Raw genomic sequence first — 25,066 nt, forward strand, 5'->3', positions numbered from 1 at the left:
TTATTAAGTAATTTACTTCTTTTATGAGGAATCAATTTATTTAGAAGACTTAAAAAACTACTCAATAATTTAATTCCAGGAATTCTACCTCCTGTTCCCATAATTATAGCACCATCAAAATGATTTCCATATTCTTGAAGTAGGCAACGTGTTATAAACGATCCCATTGAATGCCCCAAAATAAAATGTGGTAATAAAGGGTATTCATTCTCTAACAATTTAGCTAAATCTTTTGCCGTCTTTATTAAATTTTCTTTTGGATTATCTAAGCAGAAAAAACTGTAATCTTCTTCTATTTTAGCTGTTCTTCCATGTCCTAAATGATCATATAACAAAACTAGAATTCCTTTGTCAGCCAAATACTTTGCAAAATTTTCATATCGCCCACTATGTTCTTGCATACCATGGACAATAAGTAAAGTAGCTATAATCTCATCTTCTGGAAGAATTACTCTATAATAAACATTCTCTGGTATTGACATTTTTATTAAGATTTAATTATTAATTTACAGTTTTACTTATTCAAAATCAACATTTTTATAAACAAACCATTGACTTTTTCAACAAATTTCAAGCCGATAAATAAGATCTAAAATTTCTAATTTTTATAACTAAAAAAACGAGGTAAAATAAAAATTAACCTCGTTTTTTTTATGATGTACGATAATTTTACTTTTTAGTTTTAATTGTATTCTTATAGATCTGTCCATCTTTAATAATCACTAAAAAATTTTTATCAGGATTAGCAATTAATGATAAATCTTTCAACGGATTTCCATCAACCAAAATCAAATCGGCTAAAGCTTGTTCTTCAACAACGCCTAATTTCCCTGGATATGGACTTCTTAAACCAGATAATTGCAACAATTCTCCATTATCTTGCGTAACCATCTTTAAAATTTCGGCATTTGTAAACCATTTTTGAAGACGTAATATGTAACTATTTTGATCATCATTCAACTCAGGTTCAAACAAGAAATCCGTTCCCCATGCAAGCTTCACACCAAGTTTTTTTGCTAAAGGCCAAACTTTATCTTGACCATCCAAAACTGGTTTACGTTTTTCTTTTCGCTGCTCGTCCATGTTTTCATTATTATCCATCAAATTTTGAAGGCTTAACCAAACTCCTTTTTTGGCAAGAATTTTTAATGTTTCTTCATCTAACATTTGACCATGCTCAATTGACTTCACTCCTGCTTCCACAGCACGTTGCACAGCTCTCGGCGTATAGGCATGTACCATTACATACGTTCCCCAATCTTCAGCAGCATCAACTGCAGCTTTCATTTCGTCAAAAGTATATTGTGTAACATCAATCGGATCATAAGCAGAAGACGTTCCTCCACCTGCCATTAATTTGATTTGACTCGCACCAAAACGTAAATTCTCTCTTGTTGCAGTCAAAACTTCATCTCTTCCATCAGCAATAAAAGTAGCTCCTAATTCCTCTGCACGAGATGCTTTACCAAAAAAACGACGCGAACGTTCATCAGGAGTTCTAAAATCTCCGTGACCAGCTGTTTGACTAATCGTTGCACCCGAAGGCCAAATTCTAGGCCCTGCAACTTTACCTTTATCGATGGCTAATTTCAAGGGAAAAATTGGCCCACCAGCATCACGAACACTCGTAAAACCACGCATCAACATTTTGTGGGAAGCTTCGCCAACCTTATTCATTAACATTTCTTCGGACATATCTGGCGACATCATTTGCGCCATCGTCAATGAACCAAATACCATGTGTACATGAACATCTATCAAACCTGGCATCAACGTTTTTCCTCCTCCATTAATTTTTACAACGTCTTGATTAGGTGAAGAAATTTTTGCAGAACTAATTTTTTCAATTTTTTGCCCAGAAACCAAAACATTCATCGGCGATGTTAATGCTTGAGTTTGATGATCTAAAATTCTAACATTTTCAATTAAAATCTGTTTTGTTTGAGCAAAAGTAAAAGTGGTAGCGAGAAAAAAAAGTGCTATTATCGACTTTATTTTCATAATTTATTGTTTAATTGCCCTAAAGATACGTTGAATGCGTGTAATTTGAGGATAAAGTTTAAATTAAAAATATATTCATTTAAATCATTCAAACAAAAACCCAAATTTACTTTTTATTAAAAGAAAATACTATATTTGTTGACAACCAAAAGGTTTTAACTTAATTTTCCTTGGTGATAAAGATTTTTAACTGTTTTGAATTAAATAGACAAAATCTTGTTTTACGGCTTATCTTCTTCCGACTATAATCGTTTTTTAAGGAATAAAATTTAATAAAAAATTAGCAATCAATACACCTTTTCTACCCAAATAATCGGATAGAATTTTGTAAATTTGTAACCAATACATTAGAAAATTTAATGGAATATAATACACTTCGTTCGCAATTGATTATTCCAGAATATGGTCGTCATATTCAAGAAATGGTAAATCATTGTAAAACAATAACAGACGAAACAGAACGCAACGGATTTGCCGAAATTATAATTGAAGTAATGGGAGAATTAAATCCTCACTTGCGCGATGTACCAGATTTTCAACATAAACTTTGGGATCAACTTTTTATCATGGCAGAATTTGATTTGGATGTAAAATCTCCTTATCCAATTCCGACAAAAAAAGATACGGTAAATAGTAAACCAAATAAAGTAGAATATCCAAAAAGCATCTATAAATACAGATATTACGGAAACAATATTCGTAAAATGATTGATGTTGCTGTAACGTGGGAAGAAGGCGAAAAACGCGAAGGTTTGTACTTTGCGATTGCCAATCACATGAAAAAATGTTATTTACTTTGGAATAAAGATACTGTTGATGATCAAGTTATTTTTAATCATTTGTACGAATTATCTGATGGTAAAATTGATTTGAGAAAAGTTGATGATCATTTGGTTTCTCCTGATCGTTTAAATTCGAATAATAATCATTCAAACAACAATCAAAACAATAGATGTTACCAAAACAATAATCGTAATCATCAAAATAACAACAATCGAAATAATAACCAAAATTCGAATAATCGTCAAAACAACAATAACCGAAATAATCAAAATAACAACAATCGAAACCAAAACGTTCGAAACAATAAAGGTTAAATCAAAACTATTTAATACAACTAAATGGCTACATTTCAAATAAAGGGAGGGAAACCTTTGAAAGGAGAAATTACTCCGCAAGGTGCTAAAAATGAAGTACTACAAATTTTATGTGCGGTTTTATTAACCAATGAACAAGTTCGTGTTAAAAATATTCCAGACATCCGAGATGTCAATCGTTTGATTGAAATTTTGGGTGATTTAGGCGTAAAAACACAAAAAAATGGAAAAGGAGATTTTACTTTCCAAGCCGACGAATTACGATTAGATTATTTAAAAGGAAAACAATTTCGTAAAGATGGTGCTGCATTACGTGGATCAATCATGTTAATGGGACCACTTTTAGCTCGTTTCGGAGAAGCTTTTATGCCGAAACCTGGAGGAGATAAAATTGGGCGTCGTCGTTTAGATACGCACTTCGAAGGTTTCTTTGCGTTAGGAGCAAAATATCGCTTCAATCCAGACGAAGATTTCTACGGTGTAGAAGTAGACGAAAACGGATTGCAAGGTTCTTATATGTTATTGGAAGAAGCTTCTGTAACAGGAACTGCAAATATTATTATGGCTGCAGTTTTAGCAAAAGGAACAACAACTATTTACAACGCTGCATGTGAGCCTTACATTCAACAATTGTGTAAAATGTTGAACAGAATGGGTGCTAAAATTTCTGGAATTTCTTCGAATCTTTTAACGATTGAAGGAGTTGAGAAATTAGGCGGAACTGAACATACATGTTTACCAGATATGATCGAAATTGGATCTTGGATTGGTTTAGCAGCAATGACAAAATCTGAATTAACAATCAAAAATGTTTCCTGGGAAAATTTAGGTGTTATTCCAGATGTTTTCAGAAAATTAGGAATCAAATTAGAACGTCGCGATGACGATATTTATATTCCAGCTCAAGAACATTACGAAATCGAGCGTTTTATTGACGGTTCTATCTTAACAATTTCTGATGCGCCTTGGCCAGGATTTACGCCAGATTTATTATCAATTATCTTGGTAATTGCCACTCAAGCAAAAGGAAGCGTTTTGATCCACCAAAAAATGTTCGAGTCTCGTTTATTCTTCGTGGATAAATTAATTGATATGGGAGCGCAAATTATTTTATGTGATCCGCACCGTGCAACTGTTATTGGTCTTAATCACGAAACACCTTTAAAAGGAGCTGAATTAACTTCTCCAGATATTCGTGCTGGTATGTCTTTATTGATAGCTGCACTTTCTGCAAAAGGAAAAACTGTTATTCATAATATCGATCAAATTGACCGTGGTTATGAAGATATCGATGTACGTTTACGTGCTATTGGAGCTGATATAATTAGAGCTTAAAAAATAAAAAATGCAATCTATTATTGAGTTTATCACCAATTTTGTTCAACGCCCAGACAAGGTATTAATGGACATTATCAATAATTACGGTTATTGGATATATGTTATTTTATTCCTGATAATTTTCGCTGAAACTGGTTTAATTATCATGTCATTTTTAATGCCTTTTTTACCTGGAGATGCACTAATCTTTTCGATTGGAATGATTGCAGCAAGCGATGACCAAAACCATTTGCATATCGAATATATTATTCCGTTACTGATGGTTGCAGCAATTCTTGGTGATAACGTAAATTATTATGTTGGACGAAAATTTGGCGGTTGGATTTTAGGACGAAAAGACTCGTGGTTTCTTAAAAAGAAACATATCGAAAAAGCAACAGAATTTTTTAACGAAAATGGTAAAAAAGCAATTATTATTGCTCGTTTTATGCCTGTTGTTCGTACTATAATTCCATTTATTTGTGGTGTTACAAACCTTAATTATCGCACATTTATTACCTATAGTTTTATAGGCGCGGTGCTTTGGGTTGGCGTTATTTCGCTTTTGGGACACACATTAGGTCAGTTTGACATTGTAAAAAATAATTTAGAGAAATTCATTTTCGGAATTATATTATTGGCGAATATGCCGTTGATTATCCGAATCGTGAAAGCTCAATTCAATAAAAATAAAACAGAAGAATGAGACAATTTGGATTAATCGGAAGAAATATTTCTTATTCATTTTCTAAATCTTATTTTGCTGAAAAATTTAAAAACGAGAACATTGTAGACGCTGTCTACAATGTTTTTGATTTACAGCAAATCGATGAAGTAGAAAAAGTATTCGAAACCGAAGGTTTAGTGGGCTTTAATGTCACAATTCCTTACAAACAAGAAATCATTCCACTTTTGGACGAATTATCGCCAGAAGCCAAAGCAATTGGTGCGGTAAATACCGTTTTAATAAAAGATGGAAAACGAATCGGACATAATACAGATTGTTACGGTTTTCATCATTCGATAGAACCTCTTTTAGAACCTCATCACAAAAAAGCGTTGGTTTTAGGAAATGGAGGCGCTGCAAAAGCGGTTTTTTATATTCTTAATTTATTGAAAATTGACTATAAAATTGTTTCGAGAACAAAAACCGAAAATCATTATTCTTATGATGAATTAAATAAAGAAATCATTCATAATCATCAAATTATTGTGAATTGTTCTCCAGTTGGTACTTTTCCAACTATTGAAAACGCTCCACTTCTACCCTATCAATTTATTAACGAAAATCATCTATTGTACGACTTGATTTACAATCCACCATTGACAAAATTTTTAGAAAATGGTCAACAAAACGGAGCCAAAATAAAAAATGGTCACGAAATGTTGGTTCTACAAGCCGAAAAAGCTTGGGAAATTTGGAATAATCGTACAAAATAGACTTGATATTGTCCTCAAATTTTATTAGATTTGAGAAACAAAACTTAATTTCTTATGAATACTGAAATGGATAACCTGCAAAATGCAGACGGAGAACAATTACCTAAACCTGCAACTACAAACGACTCTAACACGGAATCTTATAAAACCGAAGAGTTAACGAACCAAGAAAAAATAAGCGATATTTCGTTCAAAGATTACGAAACATTTAGTTTTGATGTTTTGATTAACGAAGCAAAAAATCTATTGAGTAAATATGATGTTCAAGAGATTCGCGAGCATTTTAATCAAATTCGTGATGCATTCAAAGCTAAATTAGAAGAAGATGAAGCTGCGAAAAAAGAAGCTTTCTTAAGTGAAGGTGGTGATGAATTAGATTTTAAATACGAAACATCTTTTAGAGCAAAATTTAACGCTGTTTACAACGATTTCAAAAATCAGTTAGCAGTTTTTCATAAAGAAAACGAAAAAAAGGAATCTGATAATTTAAAAGAACGTTTAGAAATTATTGACGAATTAAAAGCCTTGTATCAAGAACCAAGTGATTCTTCGGCGGCAATGTTCAAGAAATTTCGTGAGTTAAAAACTCGTTGGCACAATGCAGGAAGAATTCCGAGCAAAAATGCTGAAAATGTATTCAAAAATTATTTTTTCCATCTAGATAATTTCTACACGTATTTGGATATGAATAAGGAATTGCAAACCTTAGATTATGCACATAATCTTGAAGTTCGTCAATCGATTATTAAACGTGCGGAAGAATTAATTGGAGAGCAAAACGTGCAAAAAGCTTTGAACGAATTGCAATATTTGCATCGTTTATGGAAAGAAGAAGCCGTTCCTGTACAAGAAGATTTGCGCGAACCAACGTGGCAAAAATTCAAAGAATTAACAAATAAAATTCATGACCGTAAAGGTGAATTGAATGAAAAAATAAAACAAGAGCAAAAAGATAATTTAGAGAAGAAAAATCAAATTATCGTTCGTATCAAAGAAATTTCTGAGCAAGCAACAACAAAATCGCATGGCGATTGGCAAAAAGCTATTTCTGAAATAAACTCTTTGCGTGAAAATTTTATCACAATTGGACGTGTTCCGAAAGATAAAAATTCTGCAACTTGGGAAGCTTTCAAAGAAGTTACAAGACAATTTAATCACATCAAAAATGATTTCTATAAAAATCTAAAATCAGAGCAACAATTGAATCTTGAAAAGAAATTAGCTTTGTTGGAAATCGCAAAACAACATACAGATAGCACAGATTGGAATGCTTCTGTACAAGTGATTAAAAAAATCCAAAATGATTGGAAAAAAATTGGACATGTTCCGAGAAAAAATTCAGACAAAATCTGGAAAGAATTCAAAGATACATGTAATCAATTCTTTGATCGTTACAAAAAACGTCACGAACAAGCGAATCAAAAATTGGAACAAAATTTAGAAAAGAAACAAGCTTTCTTAAACGATTTCAAAAATCAAACGATTTCTGAAGACAAAGATGAGGCGTTGAAACAATTAGAAGAAATTCAACATAATTGGACAAGTTTAGGAAAAGTTCCATCAGAAAAAACTTCAATCAATCAAGAATTTACAGATGTTTACCACAAAAAGTTAGATGCTTTAAATCTTTCTAAAAATGAATTGAGCGATTATAAGTTGAAATCATTTGTCAATAAAGTAAAATCTGGAAATAATGGAAATTTATTGGATGATGAGATTAGAAAAACACGTAAAATAATTGAGGATTTAGAAAAAGAGATTAATCAATTGGATAATAATGTACATTTCTTTTCGAATGCAAATGAGAACAATCCTTTTTTAAAAGATGTTTACAAGCAAATTGACGATAAACGTAAAAAATTAATTGAAGCAGAAATCAAACTGAAAACATTATTCAATATTGATTTTAATGCATAATTTTTGGGCATGACACAACAATCTATCGATGAGCAATATATGGCTCGTTGTATACAAATTGCAACAAACGGGTTAGGAACAACATATCCTAATCCGTTTGTTGGTTCTATTATTGTACATAACAACAAAATTATAGGCGAAGGTTTTACGTCAGAATATGGTGGACCACACGCCGAAGTGAACGCAATTAATTCGGTTAAAAATCAAGAATTATTAAAAGAATCTACGTTATATGTTACGTTAGAACCTTGTTCACATCACGGAAAAACGCCTCCTTGTGTGGATTTGATTATAGAAAAAGAAATTCCCAAAGTCGTAATCGGAACTCTAGATCCTTTTGCGAAAGTAAATGGACAAGGTTATTTGCGTTTGCTGAAAAATGGTGTTGATGTAACTTTAGGCGTTTTGGAAAAAGAATGTATCAAACTCAATAAGCGTTTTATAACATTTCATCAGGAAAAACGTCCGTATATTATCTTAAAATGGGCGCAAACTGAAGATGGATATATGGGGCGTGATGATGTACAATTGTGGATTACAAACCAATATACAAAACAGTTAGTGCATAAATGGCGAACAGAAGAACAAGCTATTTTGGTTGGAAAAAACACAGCTTTAATTGATAATCCGCAGCTTAACACGCGATTATGGGAAGGAAATAATCCGTTAAGAATTGCTATTGACAAAAACTTAGCTATTCCGAGAAGTTTCCATTTGTTTGATCAAACGCAACCTACTGTAATTTTCAATTCGATTGAAAATTGTTCTGAAGAAAATTTAGAACTTGTTCAATTAGATTTTACGCAAAAAATATTGCCACAAGTAATGGATTATTTGTACGAAAACAATATTCAATCCTTGATTATTGAAGGCGGAAGTGATACCATACAACATTTTATTGATGCTGATTTGTGGGATGAAGCACGAATTTTGAGTTCGGATACTATTTGGAATGAAGGAATTTTAGCTCCTCGACTGAAAGGAACTCGAACTGAAAAGCATCGCTTTTTGAATGATGAATTAAATATTTTCGAAAATAGAATAGAAATTGAAGAGCCTTAGAAATGAGGTTCTTTTTTTATTACCTTTTATCAATTATTAAATCAGTTTCTAATATCCAAAGAGAGTTTTTGAAAGATTATGATTATTACAGATTTAATTCATCTAAATCTTTATCAAATAACACTAAAACTCTTCCTTCAAATAAATCATTATTTATTTCAATAACTTTTCCACTTTCTCCAATTAAAATCTAATAATGATTTCCATCTTTTAAATCATTTGTATTCTGTTTTCCTAAAAAAGTATTTAAAATTACTTTATCATTCAAATTCATTCATAATTTTTTTCATCACTCATAAATATAAAACCTTTTTTCTTTAAAAGTACTATTTAAACTATCTTTGCGCTACTTTTCAATACAACATGACGGATAATTATCGTACAATCGAGAAAGCGGTGGAAGATGTAATTTTCAAAGAATTGGGTAGTAAGTTTATTAATTTTGCTTATCCAGTTGAAAATGAAGATGACATCAAAATTTATTTGGATCAATTACGCGAAATTCATCCCGATGCAAATCATCATTGTTACGCGTACGCTCTTGGAATAGATGGTAAAAATCATCGTGCAAATGATGACGGAGAGCCAAATGGTTCGGCTGGTTTACCAATTTATAATCAAATTTTATCAAGCGAAATCACCAATGTTTTAATTGTTTCTGTACGTTATTTTGGCGGAACAAAATTAGGAATTCCTGGTTTGGTAAAAGCCTATAAATATGCGGCACAAGTTGTGTTAGAAGAAGCAAATATTGTAGAAAAATTTGTTTCAAAACGTGTGAAAATGGTTTTTAACTATGATCAACAAGGAATTGTAGAACGCAATGTCGATCGTATTTCTGGAGAGATTAAAGACAAACATTTTTCTGATAAATGTATGTTTACAATTTCGGTAAGAGAAAGTAAATTGGAAGAATTTATTCGCATGTTTGACGAATATTATCAAATGGAAATTAAAATTATTGACTAATGCTAAATAGCTTAACTTCTTTACGTTTTTTCTTTGCTTTTGTCGTTTTCTTAAGCCATTTAACGTTTGTAAAAACTGATTTAGCTTGGTATAATTATCTAAAAAATAACGTCTTTTTCGAAGGTTATCTTGGTGTTGGTTTTTTCTTTATTTTAAGCGGATTTGTTATAGCGCTTAATTACGAAAAGAAAGTCATCGACAATCCAAATTTTGATAAAAAGAAGTTTTATATCGCGCGAATTGCTCGAATTTATCCACTTCATGTCCTAACCTTTTGTGTCATGTTACCATTTGTTATCATCAATGTTTGGCAAGGTTATTTTCATTGGGATATTGCAGGTGCGAACTTATTTTTATTGCAATCTTATATTCCGGTAAAAGATTTTTATTTCTCTATTAATAACGTTTCATGGAGTATTTCGACCGAATTATTTTTCTATTTAATGTTTCCTTTTTATGTGATTTGGTTGCATAAATTTCCGAAACTGAAATATATTTTATTACTAATTATTCCGATTATTATTTTTGCAGAACCTTATTTCAGAACAAATATGAAATTGGAAAAAGCGATTTTTTACATCAATCCAATTGTTCGCAGTTTCGATTTTATTTTAGGAATTATTACCTGTCAAATCTATAAAAAGATAAAAGATACGCCTATCAGTTTTTCGAAAGGAACTTTAATAGAAATCGCTGCAATTACGGTTTTGGCAATCTTTTTTTACTTCCACAATGATGTTGCGAGAGCTTTTCGTTATGGAATTTATTATTGGATTCCGATGGTTGGAATTGTTTTAATTTTTGCTTTACAAAAAGGTTTCTTTTCGAAAATACTTCAACACAAAATTCTGGTTTATTTAGGTGAAATCAGTTTTGCGTTTTACATGATTCATATGATTGTGATAAAATATGGAAATCAATATTTACCTAAAATCAATGATTTTCAGAAAATTGGAATTTATTTTGTAATTGCTTTAATTTTAAGTGCATTAACGTTTGAATATTTTGAGAAACCCGTTGCGAAGTGGATCAAAAGTAAAGTGAAGTAGTAGCGAGTATTTCTAAAAAATTAATTCAAATAGTTGATTATAACTGAGATTGTGACAATAATAATTGAAACAACAATCAAAATATCTAAGTAATTTTTTTTTTTGAACCAAAATTTGTAGTTCGTTTGCGTTTTCGTGAATACACTATTTCTTTGTTCATTTTTTAAAAGAAAATAAGCCGCGAGTTACCACGACTTATTTGTCAAATAATTAATAGTACATTATATAGTTAAAAGTTCTTAGTAATCCTATTACTGATACTTGTAGCAACTTCCTGTTTTCTTTGCCGATTTACCTGTCATTTTATCAGATAATAATAAAATAAATGGGCATCTAACCTCTGCAGCTTGTTGTTTTAAAACTTTTTCTGCACGTTCATCTTTTCCATTTCCTGATCTGAAATTGATCATACCTGTTTTAGATTTCAAATCATCTCCTTTTTTTAGACCTGCTACTAAAGCCTTATCTTCCAAAATAATCACTTTCCCCCAATCTTTATCATCAGTAATTTCAATTTTATTAGAAACATCCTCAATACGCGTACTTTTCCCGTAAAATACTTTATTAACAGAATATTTACTCAAAGACTGTATAGCATCTTCTCCATCATACGTATACTCTACCGTAAATTCACCTACACGTTTGATTTGACCTTCGATAATTTCTCCAGAATGTTTGTAAATTTTATCTACTTGTCCAAAAGCTACCGAAGCCATAAGACCTAATCCTAAAATAAAAATGTTTTTCATTGTTAATTGTTTTTAATATTGACTTAATTTTAATTGATTTCTAAAATACTTTCAGTTTCGTTGATTGTAATTATGGTTTTTAGAGGACTAGATTCCATTAAACCATAATTTTCTTTTAGATTGGTAGTCGGTTTTTTCAATAAATCAATTAATTGATCAATTGATTCTTGATAGATTTTCTTTTTTGTTGAGTTCTTAACTAAAGAAATATAATACGTCTTATAGTTTTTCTTAATTGGAGCTTCTTTTTCTATTTCTTCTGCAATATTTTTAAAGAAACTAGTTCTATTTTCAGAATTTTTGACCACAATACGTTTTATATTTTTACCTTCAGTTTCTACCTCAATATTCAACGTATATGGTTCTATTTTTACTGAATTGAACATTACTTTTTGATTTCCAAAATTGTCTTCAATAGATGTAGAAGAAACCTTATAAAAATCTTCAAACTCATTTACACGATTTCCAATAAATTGTTTTAAATTTTTGTAATCCAAATTTTGAGAAAAACCCAAACTACACAACAGTACTAATAAAGTAGATAAAATAGTCTTCATTTTTAATAAATAATTAGCTATTAACACCAGATTTATGTGTTAAATAAATTCTTTGCAAATTTTAAGATTCAGTACATAAATTCCTATTTTTGCAGGAGTAGTTAAAAGGTAGTTTCATAATTACTACCTACGGGTAGTTGAATTACTTTACTAAATATCAGTTATATAATAAAAATGAACAACAAAATACTTTTTATCTTCTTTACATTATTTTTTACCCAGGTAGGGATAGGAAATACAATAAATTCCGAAATTCTAAAGAAAGAAATCTCATATTATAATGAAATCGGTTCATTTGATAAATCAATTATCAAATTAGATAGTATTATACATTCTAAAAACGTAACGAATTACGATTTATATAATTTGTATTTGTTAAAATATCTTACGTATAAAACATTATTAAATTATCCAGAAGCAGAAGAAAATTTAAACGTTGCTGAAAAATATGGTTTAAAAAGTTCAAAATACAAAGCCGAAGTTGAGACAAGAGTTTTGATTGAACGAATATTTATCCAATTTGATTATTTAAAATATGATAAGGTTGAGGAATTGCTCCAAAAAGTAAATAAATCTAATTTAAAATATTTGGATGCCGAAACGTATGGTTTTTATATTTCTGTTCTAGGCACAATGAATAGTTTAAATAAAAATTATATTCAAGCAGAAAAAGATTATTTGGATGGTATAGAAATTTTGAAGCAAAAATCTCCCAAACATTTACCTAATATTTATAGAAAGCTTTTACACTTATATACAGAAACAAAGGACAATAAGAAGGCTTTAGAAGCTTTTAACAAAGGTTTGTATTATGCAAAACATTATAGTATAAAACTTTATATTTTGAATATGTATGAATCTCTTACTTGGTATTATGCACAGAATGAAGATTGGGAAAAAGCATACAAAACAAGATTAATTGTAAATGATCTTGCAACTGATTATGATGCAATTAATCAAAGTGGAAAATTACAAAATTTAGAACGAGAAATTATTAATAAACGAAATGATTTAGAAGTTCGAAATCAAAAAAATATCCGATTATTTCTAGTTATTATTTCTACAATTCTAATCATATTATTAATTGTTCTTTATAAATTCTACAAGATAAACATCGAAAAAAGAAAACTTGTTGAAAATGAAAATGAACGGATGAGAAATAAACTTTCTGATTTGATTAATCATTCGAATAACGCAAATCAAGTTGAAAAGAAAATCATTTTAAGTGATTATAATCTTTCGGAAAGACAACTGGATATCATCGAATTAGTGAAGAAAGGATTTACAAATAAAGAAATTGCAACTGAACTCTATATTTCTGAGAATACCGTGAAATATCATTTAAAGGTTATTTACAATACTTTGGGAATAGAAAGTCGTAATTCGTTGTAAATAAAAAATCTCGAGCAAATGCTCGAGATTTTTTATTTATTCATTTGTTTCAATATACTTAATGTTTTTTTATCGACTTGATCTGCATAAAAAAACTTCAAAACATCTTTGATAATTTTTTCTTTCGGAACTATAAAGTTGAATAATGTCAAACTTGATTTCAGTTTCATTGCATCATTTTTTCCGAAAATTAATTGCGGAATTACGCCTTTATGTCGCATTAATAATACAGATAAAACTTCTAAATAATTTCCCCAAAGTTCTTCATCTTTTACAAAAGCTCTCGCCTCTTCTTTTGAAGAAATTGAAAATTCTAATGACGAATCACTAGAACCTAAACCAACTAATTGAGGAAACATAAAAACAATCCAATTCGTTTGCTTTTTTCCTGCATGAACTTCCATCAAAATTTCATCGTACACAAAACTTTGCGCATCGTGAAATCGTTTCAAATTAAATTTATCGTGGGGATCTTTTTGTTTCAGTAAATCTCCTATTTTCATATTGTAAAGTTAAAAAAATACCTCACCAAATTGATGAGGCATTTTATTTATTTTATAAGTCGATTACATTCTTTCTGGAACACCAATTCCTAATAAACGTAACGAATTCTGAATTGTATTTGCAACCCATTGAGAAAGATATAAACGGAAGTTTTTCACATTTTCATCTTCATTTTTTAAGATTGGATTGTTTTGGTAGAATGAATTAAATAATTTCACTAATTCATACACATAATTCGCAATCAAAGCAGGGCTCATTTCTATTGCAGCTTTATCAATTGTATCTTCGAAATCGTATAATGCGCGAATAATTTCTTTTTCAGCATCATTCAATTCTAATGCATTTGCATCAAATTCTTTTGGTGATTCTTTTCTCAATAATGACTGAATACGCGCAAAAGTATATTGAATAAAAGGTCCTGTATTTCCATTAAAATCGACAGATTCTTTCGGATCGAATAAAATACGTTTCTTAGGATCTACTTTCAAAATGTAATATTTCAAAGCACCCATCGCAATTATTTCGTACAATTCAGCTTTTTCATCATCAGACATTCCGTCTAATTTTCCTAATTCTTCAGAAATCTCTTTTGCTGTATTGTAAACTTCTTGCATCAAATCATCTGCATCTACAACAGTTCCTTCACGCGATTTCATTTTTCCGTTTGGTAAATCAACCATTCCGTAAGATAAGTGATGTAAAGCATCTGCCCAAGAATAACCTAATTTTTTCAAAATTAAGAATAAAACTTTGAAGTGATAATCTTGCTCATTACCTACAACATACGTTAATTCTTCTAACGTCGGATTATTTTTGAAACGCTCTACAGCTGTTCCCAAATCTTGCGTTATATAAACTGAAGTTCCGTCCGAACGTAAAACTAATTTTTCGTCCAAACCTTCTGCTGTCAAATCAATCCAAACAGAACCATCTTCTCTTTTGTAGAAAACACCTTTGTTTAAACCATCTTCAACAATATCTTTTCCTAAAATGTAGGTATTCGATTCGTATAAATATTCGTCAAAAGCAACACCAAGACGTTTGTACGTTTTCGCGAAACCATCATATACCCAACCGTTCATTTTTTGCCAAAGCTCAATAACTTTTGGTTCATGTGCTTCCCATTGACGCAGCATTTCTTGTGCTTCTAAGAAAATTGGAGCTTCTTTTTTCGCTTCGTCTTCCGATTTTCCTTGTGCTTCTAATTCTTTGATTTCTTGACGATAATGTTTGTCAAATTCTACATAATATTTTCCAACCAAATGGTCGCCTTTCATATTTGCAGATTCTGGCGTTTCACCATTTCCAAATTTTTCCCAAGCGATCATCGATTTACAAATGTGAATCCCACGATCGTTAATAATTTGTGTTTTAATCACATTATTTCCTGCTGCTTCAATGATTTGAGAAACTGAAAATCCTAACAAATTATTACGAACATGTCCTAAATGCAAAGGTTTGTTCGTATTTGGCGATGAATATTCTACCATTACTGTTTTCGAATTTTCATCAACTTTCGTAATTCCAAAAGTTGAATTTTGAGCATTTTGAGTAAAATTTTCTAAAAATTCTACTGAGCTTAAACTCATATTCAAGAAACCTTTTACAACATTAAACGCTGTAATTTTATTATTTTCAACCAAATTTTCACCGATTTTAGTACCGATTTCTTCTGGTTTACCTTTCAAAGTTCTGATTAATGGGAAAACAACCAATGTATAATCACCTTCAAACTCTTTCCTTGTAAACTGAATTTCAACAGATTCAGGGTTAATTTGATAAACGTTTTGAATCGCTTCTAAAACATTCTGTGTGATGTATTGTTTTAAACTCATTTTATTCCTTTTTACTTAATCGAAATGCAAAAGTACGAAGTTTCAACGAATTTGAACGGATTGCACATTGAGTTTTTAAGAAGTCATCAAGAAAACTTATCTTTGCAAAATGAAAGCTACATTCGCGGATTTCGAATTAACAAAACAATTGAGTTCGGCTTTAGAAAAGTTGAATATCACAACCCCAACTCCAATTCAAGAAAAATCATTCAAACCGATTCTTTCTGGACGAGATATAATGGGAATTGCCCAAACAGGTACAGGTAAAACAATGGCTTACTTATTACCCTTGTTGAATACTTATCAATACTCTAAAACGAATCAACCAAAGATTGTTATTTTGGTTCCGACACGCGAATTAGTTGTTCAGGTTACCGATATTTTAGAGCAATTAACAGAGTTTATCAATGTTCGTGTTTTAGGAATTTATGGTGGTGTAAACATCAATACTCAAAAATTATTGGTGTATGAAGGCGTTGATATTTTGGTTGGAACACCAGGTCGTGTTTTAGATTTGGCGATAGACAATGTATTATCATTCAAAGAAATGAAGAAATTAGTGGTTGACGAATTTGACGAAATGTTGAGTTTAGGTTTTCGTCCGCAACTGATTCATTTATTTACAATGATGAGCGAAAAACGTCAAAACATTTTATTTTCTGCTACGATGACAGATCAAGTAGATGATATGTTACACGAATATTTCAAAAATCCTATTGAAATTTCCTTAGCTCGTTCAGGAACACCATTAGAAAAAATCACTCAATTGGCTATTCCAGTTGAGAATTTCAATACAAAATTGAATTTAATTGTTCATCAATTAGGAGACAAAGCAAAATTTGAGAAAGTTTTAATTTTCGCAAACAATAAAAAACATGCTGATTTAATCTTTAATCATTTAGATGAAATTTATCCAGATGAATTTGGAGTAATTCATTCTAACAAATCTCAAAATTATCGTTTGAGAACAATGGAAGCCTTTACCAGAGATGAATACCGAGGAATTATCACGACAGATATTATGGCTCGTGGTTTGGATATTCCTGATGTTACGCATGTTATCAATTTCGAAATTCCAGAAATTCCAGAACAATATATTCACCGAATTGGGCGTACAGGACGTGCGGATAAAAAAGGAGAAGCGATTTCTTATTTTTCTGAAAAGGAAATTGAACGTTTAGATGCTATTGAAGCATTGATGGATAAAGAGATTAACGAACTTCCTTTTCCTGAAGAGGACGTAAAAATAAATCCTGTAAAACGTGAATTTGAGAAAGATGTTGTAAAAATGAAACAACTTACAACTGTAAAAATTGAAGAACGTGGTGCAGCATTTCACGAGAAAAAAGATAAAAATAAAAAGGTGAATTTAGGTGGTCCTACAAAACGTAAACCACCAAAATCTAAACCTAAAAACCGTGGTCAGCAAAAACAAAAAGCGAAAGCACGTAAAAAAGGAAAATAAAATGAAAGCGACCAATTGGTCGCTTTTCTTATTTTAAAATCTGTTTGAATTTAGATTTAAATTTTGCAATTTTTGGTCCAACAACTGCCGAACAATATGGCTGATCTGGATTTTCATTGTAATAACCTTGATGATAATCTTCGGCTGGCCAAAATTTATCTAAAGGCTCTATTGTTGTAACGAATTTATCTTCATACAAAGTTCCGTTATCAAACTCTTTTAACGATTCTTCCGCTTGCTTTTTTTGTTCTTCTGATGTGTAAAAAATACTAGAACGATATTGTGTACCGACATCATTTCCTTGTCTATTTAACTGTGTTGGATTATGAATATTCCAAAAAATTTCTAATAATTCTTTGTACGAAATCACTTTATTATCAAAAGTAATTTCAACAACTTCTGCATGATTTGTATCTGTATCACAAACCTGACGATAAGTAGGATTTTCTACATTCCCTCCTGCAAATCCAGAGATAGCCTGTTCTACTCCGTTTATCGAATTAAAAATTCCTTCCACACACCAAAAACAACCAGCTCCTAAAACTGCTATTTCCTTGCTCATGTCTTCTCTATTTTTACTTATTCAATCGAAAAAAAGTTCTAATTTATCAGAACCATTCTTATATTTTTATACCAATTGGAAAGCGGTATCATCTTTTACATCACCAATCACAAAAGTACTGTGAGTACTACCAATTACCTTTATTGTTGTTAGTTTATTTACCATAAAATCTCTGTATTCGTCCATATTTTCGAAAGACATTTTGATAATATAATCGTAATCACCACTTACATGATAACTCGCCTGAACTTCTTTTAAATTCACAATTTCGTTCTCAAAAATCTTGATATTATCAGCAGAATGTTGTTGTAACTTAATATGACTGAATACCAAAAGTTCTCTGTTAATTAATCTTCTATTTACAAGCGCAACATATTTAGAAATAATTCCTGATTTTTCTAATTTCTTGATTCTTTCATGGATTGCGGTTGACGATAAATTTAACTTATCAGATAATTCTTTATAGGTAATTTTACTATTTTCTTGTAGATACATTAGAAGCTGTTGATCGAGAGTGTCAAATTTCATTTCAATTAATTTTTTTCTAAAGTAACAATATTATTTTGAATAATTATCTATATAGATTAAAAAAAATAATCATTTACAGAAAATATATTTATAATTTATTAAAACACACCGTTTTTGTTCTATTCTAAAAAAAGATAAAAAGTTAAACTCTATAATTTTTATATACTAATAAATGTTAAATATCTTTCTTTATTCATATTATTCATTGTATATTTGAGCTCGAAAAATCGAGAGGAAAGATTTGACTGATTGCAACCTCATAAAACAATTGCTAAAACAGGACTTCAGTTTATCCTCCCCTCTATCATTTAAAAAAAAGTATAGAAATGTCATATTTATTTACGTCAGAATCAGTTTCTGAGGGGCATCCAGATAAAATTGCCGATCAAATTTCTGATTCAATTCTTGACCACTTTTTAGCATTTGATGCAAAAAGTAAAGTAGCTTGTGAAACTTTAGTAACGACTGGACAAGTTGTTTTAGCAGGTGAAGTAAAATCTAATTCTTACATTGATTTGCAACGTGTAGCAAGAGAAACAATTGCTGAAATTGGTTACACGAAAAGTGAATATATGTTTGATGCAAATTCTTGTGGAATTTTATCTGCAATTCACGAGCAATCTCCAGATATTAACCAAGGTGTAGACAGACAATCTGACGAAGAGCAAGGTGCTGGTGACCAAGGAATGATGTTTGGTTATGCTACAAACGAAACTGAAAACTATATGCCTTTGGCGTTAGATTTATCACACAGATTATTGAAAGAATTAGCACATATCCGTAAATACGAGAAAGATTTGTTACCATATTTACGTCCTGATGCTAAATCTCAGGTAACAATTGAATATGATAATGACAACAAACCTGTTCGTATCGATACAATTGTAATTTCTACTCAACATGATGACTTCGCAAACGAAGAAGCGATGAGAGATAAAATTACAAATGACTTAGTAAGTATTTTAATTCCTCGTGTTAAAGCGCAATTACCTGTTCATTTACGTGATTTATTTACAGATAGTATTACTTACCATATCAATCCTACAGGAAAATTCGTTATTGGAGGACCTCACGGAGATACAGGTTTAACTGGTCGTAAAATTATTGTAGATACTTACGGTGGTAAAGGTGCTCACGGTGGTGGGGCTTTCTCAGGAAAAGATCCATCAAAAGTTGACCGTTCTGCTGCTTATGCTGCGCGTCATATTGCAAAAAACTTGGTTGCAGCTGGTGTTGCTGACGAAGTTTTAGTACAAGTTTCTTATGCAATTGGTGTTGCTGCTCCAGTTTCTTTATTAGTAAATACTTTCGGAACTCAAAAAGTTGAGTTAACTGAAGGAGAAATTTCTACAAAAGTTTCTGAAATCTTTGATATGAAGCCTTTCGCTATCGAACAAAGATTAAAATTAAGAAACCCAATTTACAAAGAAACTGCATCTTACGGACACTTAGGTAGAGAACCAAAAATGGTTTCGAAACGTTTTGAATCTGCTAATGGACAAGATGTTGTTGAAGTTGAAGTTGAATTATTCACTTGGGAAAAATTAGACTTCGTAGATCAAATTAAAACAGCTTTCGGATTATAATCTGAAATTTTAAATCATACTAAAAAATCCACTCAATATTGAGTGGATTTTTTTATGATTAATTTTTACTAATCGAATTGACTAACCAATATCGTTTTCCTTCTTTGTAAGAAATATTGATACTATCTCTAGAAAGCATAATCAGTTTTGTTGGTGTCCAACCCACATTTCGTAACGAATTGCTTCCTGTCATTTCCATTTGAATATTTTCTATTGGATCAATTTTTTGAGATGTGATAAAATCAAATTTATATAAACTCTTAGATTGAGAAACTTGCACTACTCCACTATCTTGTACAATTCCTCCTAAAGAATCTTGAAAAATAATAAAACGTCTTTCATATTTTTCTTTGTAAATAGTATTCTGGCTATCATCTTCATTATTACAAGAAAATAAAATCATCAAAATAGTCATCAAAAATAAACTCGTTTTCATAAACATCAGTTTATATATTTAACTACATTCAACAAAAAATTCTACTTTTTATTGCTTCACACCAATTATCTTGTAGTATTTGCAGTCCAAGTTTTACCATCTTTGGTGTATAAAATTGTTAGTTTTTTACTATCAATTCTAATGTATGAATTTTCATTAGATCCAATACTAACTAACATATTATCACCTTTTTTCTCAAATTCAACTCCATTCAAATCTGGGATTTTATTCGAAAAAGCAAAATTATACTTTGTTCCACTTGCAATTTTTGTCACAAACACACTTCCATTTTGAGTTGATAATGAATTATTCGCGTCTTTATAACTTATACTTCCTTTGTAAGTTCCTGCAAAAAAATCGTTATTTGCTGGATCGTCATCATCATTACAGGCTGTGAATACAAATAAGGCGAAAAATGTTACCGCCAAAAATTTCAATAGATTCTTCATGTTTTTATTTTTTTATTGGTTATAGCAATCAATATTTTCAATTATAATACCATAAAATGTTAAATAAAATTGATAAAGTATTTTTTTACATTTTTAACTCTCACAAAAAATCGTATTTTTGAAGCAATATATAATACCTATAAACATGAATTTATTGCAAGGTAAAACAGCAATCGTTACAGGCGCAACTCGCGGTATTGGAAAAAGTATTGCTGAAGTTTTTGTGAAAAATGGCGCTAACGTTGCCTTTACTTATGCTTCTTCTGTAGAAAAAGCAAAAGCTTTGGAAGAAGAATTGGGACAATTCGGTAAAGTAAAAGGATATCAATCTGATGCTTCTGATTACGAAGCTGCTCAAAAATTAGTAGAAGATGTAATTGCTGAGTTTGGTCAAGTTGATATTGTAATTAATAATGCTGGAATTACGAAAGATAATTTGTTGATAAGAATGTCTGCAGAAGATTTCGAAAAAGTAATTCAAACAAACTTAAATTCGGCTTTCAACTTAACAAAAGCAGTGATCAAACCAATGATGAAACAACGTTCTGGATCTATCGTGAACATGTCTTCTATTGTTGGAATCAAAGGAAATGCTGGGCAAGCAAATTATGCAGCATCTAAAGCTGGTTTAATTGGTTTCTCTAAATCTGTTGCATTAGAATTAGGTTCTCGTAATATTCGTTGTAATGCAATTGCACCAGGTTTCATCGAAACTGAAATGACAGAAGTTTTAGACCAAAAAGTGGTTGAAGAATGGCGTAATGGAATTCCATTAAAACGTGGAGGACAACCAGAAGACGTTGCAAATGCATGTTTATTCTTAGCGTCAGATTTATCAAGTTATGTAACAGGACAAGTTTTGAGTGTAGACGGAGGTTTACATACTTAATTCTTAAAAATATCATACTTTTTGAAAGGTTTTGTTTAGTAAATTTGCTAATCAAAACCTTTTATAATTTAAGACAACTACGTTGAGAAAAATATCAAATAAATTAAATGTTCAATTGATTGCTGAAACTTTTTTGGCTTTCGGAATTGATCATATCGTATTATCGCCAGGATCTCGAAACGGAGCATTAACAATGCAATTTGCGAATGACAAACGTTTCAAAACTTATAGTGTAATCGACGAACGTTCGGCAGGATTTGTCGCTTTGGGAATGGCACAGCAAATTCAGAAACCTGTTGTGGTTTGTTGTACTTCTGGTTCGGCAACGGCAAATTATTACCCTGCAATTACGGAAGCCTTTTTTCAAAATGTTCCTGTAATCGTGCTTTCTGCAGATCGTCCCGAGCATTTGGTTGATAATTTTGATGGACAAACCATTCGCCAAAAAGATATTTTTGAGAAACATTCAGTTCATAATGTACAACTTTCCGAAAGTGAAGAAACGGATGATTTAACGCGAAATATGTTGTTGACGAAATATGCGTTGATTGATTGTATGCACAAATCTGCGCCAATTCATATCAATATGCCTTTTTCTGAGCCTTTGTACGAATCTGTAACAACACCAGATATTGAAATTGATACAATTACAATTCCTGCAAAAGATTATCCAGAAATTGATGTAATTGATTTGATGAAACGTTGGAATGCTTCGACGCGTAAAATGATTTTGGTCGGATTACATCATCCTGATGCCAAATTTGATCATTTTGTAAAACAATTGGCGCAAGATGATTCGGTTGTTGTGTTAACAGAAGTAACATCAAATATTCATGATGAACGATTTTTCAATAAAATAGATCAAGTTATTTTCCCTTATTCGGAAGAAGAATTAGAAGCGTTGAAACCTGATATTTTATTGACAATTGGGCAAAATGTCGTTTCCAAAAAGATTAAAAAATTCTTACGTGATCAAAAGCCAACGCAACATTGGCATTTAGATGAATATTGGCAACCAGACACTTTCCAAGCATTAACAGATAAAATTGAGACGAAACCTGAATTGTTTCTAGAACAATTTGTTCCGTTTGTTAATCCAAAAGAATCAGAATATTACAACACATGGAATTCGATACGAGAAGCGAATAATATCAAACACAAAAATTACATCAATATGATTCCATTTTGTGATTTGAAAGCATTTGATTCCATTATTAGAAATTATCCTGAAAATTGGCAAATTCAGTACGGAAATTCAACCATTATTCGTTACGGATTATTGTATGATCACAACAATTCGAATCCTGTTTTTTGTAACCGCGGAACAAGTGGAATTGATGGCTCTACATCTACAGCGATTGGGGCTTGCATCGCTTTTGGTCAAAATACGGTGATGATTACGGGAGATATTTCGTTTTTCTATGATTCGAATGCGTTATGGAATGTAAACATGCCGAATAATTTCAGAATTATTTTGATCAATAATGGCGGAGGAAATATTTTCAAATTTATTCCTGGCCCATCTGAAACAGATGTTGTTGAAGATTATTTTGAAACAAAACATCATTTCACTGCCGAACATTTAGCTAAAATGTATGGTTTTGAATACCAAGTTGTTTCAAATTTAACTGATTTAGAAAATACTTTTGAAGATTTTTATGCAGAAAGTAATCGCCCGAAGATTTTAGAAATTGATACACGAAATTCTGCTAACGATGCTATTTTGAGAGGATATTTTAGTAGTTTGAAGTAAAAAATATTAAAGAGAAATCATTAGTTTGGTTTCTCTTTTTAATTCAAATAATTTTCCTAAAACATTTTCAAAAAGACACCTTCTATATAAATTCTATATAAACTAGGTTGGTATTCTCCGATTGAAATGATAACATAATACTCGGATGTTTCCTTTAAATACACATATAAATTCTCAGCGTTTCTGTAACTAGTCAAATCAACAATAAAATTATTTTTAATAATTCCTTTACAATGACTAATGATGGAAGTAAAAAGATTCTTCTCAATATTATTTTCTACAATATTTAACTCTACTAATTCTTCAAAATCAAAAGTAAAATCTAATTCATTATTTATTTTAAAATTGTGTTTACCATAAATAAAAATGCAATCAGAAGATTGAATTAGAAGCATTTTACTCATTATTTGCTTTATATCTTTATTCATTGAATAAAAATTAAATTATCTCAATTTTCTCTCCTAAAAACTTTGGTTGAACACCAAAAAAGCTATCAATAAAAACTTTCGTTCGAGCAAAATACTCGCGGATATTTGTTTTTAATCCAGCATGTTTATTGACATCTTTTGCACTGTAACCATACGCATTAATTCCGTTTTGACGTGCAATATAAACTGCTCGTTGATTGTGAAACTCTTGGGAAACTACAATAAATTCATTCTGACTAAAAATTTCCTTTGCACGAATCATAGAATCTAATGTTCTAAAACCTGCATAATCCAAATAAATCACATTTTCTGGAACTCCATTTTTTATTAAGGCTTGTTTCATTGCTTCAGGTTCGTTGTAGTTTTTTCGACCATGATCTCCACTCAAAATAAAGTACGTTACTTTTCCTGATTGATACAATTCTGTTGCAGCTTCTATACGATACGTAAAGTAATAATTTTGATAACCACTCACCAAATTTGGCGCTGTTCCCAATACAATCGCAACTTTGGTTTTAGGTAAAATCTCTAATTTATCTGTGACAAATTCTTCCGTTGAGTTTTCTATTTTATAATTTGCAAAAGCTGTGAACAAAAGACTTCCAATTCCTAAAATAAGTAAAGTATAAAAAGATTTTTTCAGAAACTTTTTGGTTTTGATTTTCATAGTTGGTTCAAGATTATTTCTTGTGTTAAAAATACAATATATTCTTCAGTTTTATAATGATTTAAGAACTCCTATCCGATAATAAATATTTAAAATCAAAATTTCATTAAAAAAATCTATCTTACTATATTGCGTATTATTTTTTCAAAATACAACTATGAGAACAAGATTATTTTTTCTAGCCACCACTCTATTTACAGTTTCAACTCTATCAGCACAAAAATTCGAAATTGATACCTTACAATATCAGGGAAGTGATAAAAACATTATCAACCTTGTTGTTTTAGCAGATGGTTATACAAAAGACGAATTAAAATATTATAAAGAAGATGCAAAACGATTTACAGACTATTTTTTCAAAACGGAACCATTAAGTCAATATATCAATTATTTTAATGTATTTGTTATAAATAA

At 30.6% G+C, this 25,066-nt stretch carries 26 protein-coding genes; 14 read left to right on the plus strand and 12 right to left on the minus strand.

Annotated elements, in window-relative coordinates:
- On the minus strand, positions 1-482 hold a 482-nt coding region (locus N5D03_RS12330; RefSeq protein WP_280051831.1), incomplete at its 3' end, for an alpha/beta fold hydrolase.
- A gap of 187 nt (positions 483-669) precedes the next feature.
- Entirely contained in the window at positions 670-2,001 is a 1,332-nt protein-coding gene (locus tag N5D03_RS12335; RefSeq protein ID WP_125349824.1) for an amidohydrolase family protein, read from the minus strand.
- Positions 2,002-2,360: 359 nt separating this feature from the next.
- Here N5D03_RS12335 and N5D03_RS12340 point away from each other — a divergent pair, with 359 nt between their 5' ends.
- The 8 genes from N5D03_RS12340 to N5D03_RS12375 all read left to right on the plus strand — a co-directional run bounded on the left by N5D03_RS12340 (position 2,361) and on the right by N5D03_RS12375 (position 10,852).
- Positions 2,361-3,098: a DUF4290 domain-containing protein gene (locus tag N5D03_RS12340; protein WP_280051832.1), complete on the plus strand. Its 738-nt coding sequence runs from the start codon at positions 2,361-2,363 to the stop codon at positions 3,096-3,098.
- A gap of 24 nt (positions 3,099-3,122) precedes the next feature.
- Positions 3,123-4,433 (plus strand): UDP-N-acetylglucosamine 1-carboxyvinyltransferase, encoded by a 1,311-nt coding sequence (gene murA / locus N5D03_RS12345; protein WP_280051833.1) that lies wholly within the window; start codon positions 3,123-3,125, stop codon positions 4,431-4,433.
- Between the two features lie 10 nt (positions 4,434-4,443).
- Entirely contained in the window at positions 4,444-5,121 is a 678-nt protein-coding gene (locus tag N5D03_RS12350) for a VTT domain-containing protein (protein ID WP_038336669.1), read from the plus strand.
- Positions 5,118-5,855 carry a shikimate dehydrogenase gene (locus N5D03_RS12355; protein WP_125349820.1) on the plus strand — a complete coding sequence of 246 codons (738 nt, stop codon included), beginning with the start codon at positions 5,118-5,120 and terminating at the stop codon, positions 5,853-5,855. The genes N5D03_RS12350 and N5D03_RS12355 overlap by 4 nt, the downstream gene beginning before the upstream one ends.
- Before the next feature lie 54 nt (positions 5,856-5,909).
- Positions 5,910-7,772: a DUF349 domain-containing protein gene (locus N5D03_RS12360; RefSeq protein ID WP_280051834.1), complete on the plus strand. Its 1,863-nt coding sequence runs from the start codon at positions 5,910-5,912 to the stop codon at positions 7,770-7,772.
- Positions 7,773-7,781: 9 nt separating this feature from the next.
- The gene (gene ribD / locus N5D03_RS12365) at positions 7,782-8,834 is read left to right on the plus strand and encodes a bifunctional diaminohydroxyphosphoribosylaminopyrimidine deaminase/5-amino-6-(5-phosphoribosylamino)uracil reductase RibD (protein ID WP_125349818.1); all 1,053 of its coding nucleotides are present in this window, start codon (positions 7,782-7,784) and stop codon (positions 8,832-8,834) included.
- A gap of 363 nt (positions 8,835-9,197) precedes the next feature.
- The gene (locus N5D03_RS12370) at positions 9,198-9,803 is read left to right on the plus strand and encodes an IMPACT family protein (protein WP_280051835.1); all 606 of its coding nucleotides are present in this window, start codon (positions 9,198-9,200) and stop codon (positions 9,801-9,803) included.
- The gene (locus N5D03_RS12375; RefSeq protein ID WP_280051836.1) at positions 9,803-10,852 is read left to right on the plus strand and encodes an acyltransferase; all 1,050 of its coding nucleotides are present in this window, start codon (positions 9,803-9,805) and stop codon (positions 10,850-10,852) included. The genes N5D03_RS12370 and N5D03_RS12375 overlap by 1 nt, the downstream gene beginning before the upstream one ends.
- 251 nt (positions 10,853-11,103) lie before the next feature.
- Here the strand turns inward: N5D03_RS12375 and N5D03_RS12380 are convergent, their stop codons facing one another.
- Positions 11,104-11,601 carry a hypothetical protein gene (locus N5D03_RS12380; protein ID WP_280051838.1) on the minus strand — a complete coding sequence of 166 codons (498 nt, stop codon included), beginning with the start codon at positions 11,599-11,601 and terminating at the stop codon, positions 11,104-11,106.
- 29 nt (positions 11,602-11,630) lie between these two features.
- Positions 11,631-12,158, minus strand: coding sequence for a hypothetical protein (locus N5D03_RS12385; RefSeq protein WP_280051840.1), 528 nt, complete (start codon positions 12,156-12,158; stop codon positions 11,631-11,633).
- Between the two features lie 174 nt (positions 12,159-12,332).
- Between N5D03_RS12385 and N5D03_RS12390 the strand changes: the two genes are divergently transcribed.
- The gene (locus tag N5D03_RS12390; protein WP_280051841.1) at positions 12,333-13,550 is read left to right on the plus strand and encodes a LuxR C-terminal-related transcriptional regulator; all 1,218 of its coding nucleotides are present in this window, start codon (positions 12,333-12,335) and stop codon (positions 13,548-13,550) included.
- A gap of 32 nt (positions 13,551-13,582) precedes the next feature.
- Here the strand turns inward: N5D03_RS12390 and N5D03_RS12395 are convergent, their stop codons facing one another.
- Both N5D03_RS12395 and argS read right to left on the minus strand, forming a co-directional pair.
- The gene (locus N5D03_RS12395; RefSeq protein WP_125349813.1) at positions 13,583-14,053 is read right to left on the minus strand and encodes a DUF1810 family protein; all 471 of its coding nucleotides are present in this window, start codon (positions 14,051-14,053) and stop codon (positions 13,583-13,585) included.
- 63 nt (positions 14,054-14,116) lie between these two features.
- Positions 14,117-15,889, minus strand: coding sequence for an arginine--tRNA ligase (gene argS / locus N5D03_RS12400; RefSeq protein WP_280051842.1), 1,773 nt, complete (start codon positions 15,887-15,889; stop codon positions 14,117-14,119).
- 109 nt (positions 15,890-15,998) lie between these two features.
- Between argS and N5D03_RS12405 the strand changes: the two genes are divergently transcribed.
- Positions 15,999-17,354 (plus strand): DEAD/DEAH box helicase, encoded by a 1,356-nt coding sequence (locus N5D03_RS12405; RefSeq protein WP_125349811.1) that lies wholly within the window; start codon positions 15,999-16,001, stop codon positions 17,352-17,354.
- 28 nt (positions 17,355-17,382) lie between these two features.
- On the opposite strand, the gene msrA is transcribed toward N5D03_RS12405, so the two are convergent.
- On the minus strand, positions 17,383-17,916 hold the full coding sequence (gene msrA / locus N5D03_RS12410) for a peptide-methionine (S)-S-oxide reductase MsrA (protein WP_115001021.1): 534 nt from the start codon (positions 17,914-17,916) through the stop codon (positions 17,383-17,385).
- A gap of 66 nt (positions 17,917-17,982) precedes the next feature.
- Entirely contained in the window at positions 17,983-18,444 is a 462-nt protein-coding gene (locus tag N5D03_RS12415; protein WP_115001022.1) for an Lrp/AsnC family transcriptional regulator, read from the minus strand.
- Positions 18,445-18,770: 326 nt separating this feature from the next.
- On the opposite strand from N5D03_RS12415, the gene metK reads away from it, so the two are divergent.
- A complete protein-coding gene (gene metK, locus N5D03_RS12420) occupies positions 18,771-20,030 on the plus strand; it encodes a methionine adenosyltransferase (protein ID WP_280036383.1) in 1,260 nt (419 codons plus the stop codon).
- 58 nt (positions 20,031-20,088) lie between these two features.
- On the opposite strand, the gene N5D03_RS12425 is transcribed toward metK, so the two are convergent.
- Complete coding sequence (locus N5D03_RS12425; RefSeq protein WP_280051845.1) at positions 20,089-20,466, minus strand: hypothetical protein; 378 nt, start codon at positions 20,464-20,466, stop codon at positions 20,089-20,091.
- Positions 20,467-20,531: 65 nt separating this feature from the next.
- Positions 20,532-20,915: a hypothetical protein gene (locus N5D03_RS12430; RefSeq protein WP_280051847.1), complete on the minus strand. Its 384-nt coding sequence runs from the start codon at positions 20,913-20,915 to the stop codon at positions 20,532-20,534.
- Positions 20,916-21,060: 145 nt separating this feature from the next.
- Between N5D03_RS12430 and fabG the strand changes: the two genes are divergently transcribed.
- Both fabG and menD read left to right on the plus strand, forming a co-directional pair.
- Complete coding sequence (fabG, locus tag N5D03_RS12435) at positions 21,061-21,804, plus strand: 3-oxoacyl-[acyl-carrier-protein] reductase (RefSeq protein WP_280051848.1); 744 nt, start codon at positions 21,061-21,063, stop codon at positions 21,802-21,804.
- 82 nt (positions 21,805-21,886) lie between these two features.
- Positions 21,887-23,557: a 2-succinyl-5-enolpyruvyl-6-hydroxy-3-cyclohexene-1-carboxylic-acid synthase gene (menD, locus tag N5D03_RS12440; protein ID WP_280051849.1), complete on the plus strand. Its 1,671-nt coding sequence runs from the start codon at positions 21,887-21,889 to the stop codon at positions 23,555-23,557.
- A gap of 56 nt (positions 23,558-23,613) precedes the next feature.
- On the opposite strand, the gene N5D03_RS12445 is transcribed toward menD, so the two are convergent.
- Both N5D03_RS12445 and N5D03_RS12450 read right to left on the minus strand, forming a co-directional pair.
- On the minus strand, positions 23,614-23,985 hold the full coding sequence (locus N5D03_RS12445) for a hypothetical protein (protein WP_038336116.1): 372 nt from the start codon (positions 23,983-23,985) through the stop codon (positions 23,614-23,616).
- 10 nt (positions 23,986-23,995) lie between these two features.
- The gene (locus N5D03_RS12450) at positions 23,996-24,652 is read right to left on the minus strand and encodes an ElyC/SanA/YdcF family protein (protein WP_125349808.1); all 657 of its coding nucleotides are present in this window, start codon (positions 24,650-24,652) and stop codon (positions 23,996-23,998) included.
- 157 nt (positions 24,653-24,809) lie between these two features.
- Here N5D03_RS12450 and N5D03_RS12455 point away from each other — a divergent pair.
- Positions 24,810-25,066: M64 family metallopeptidase (locus tag N5D03_RS12455; RefSeq protein ID WP_280051850.1), on the plus strand; the 257-nt coding region annotated here is incomplete at its 3' end.

Source organism: Empedobacter sp. GD03861, from assembly GCF_029840885.1.
GTDB classification, from domain to species: Bacteria; Bacteroidota; Bacteroidia; order Flavobacteriales; family Weeksellaceae; genus Empedobacter; species Empedobacter falsenii_B.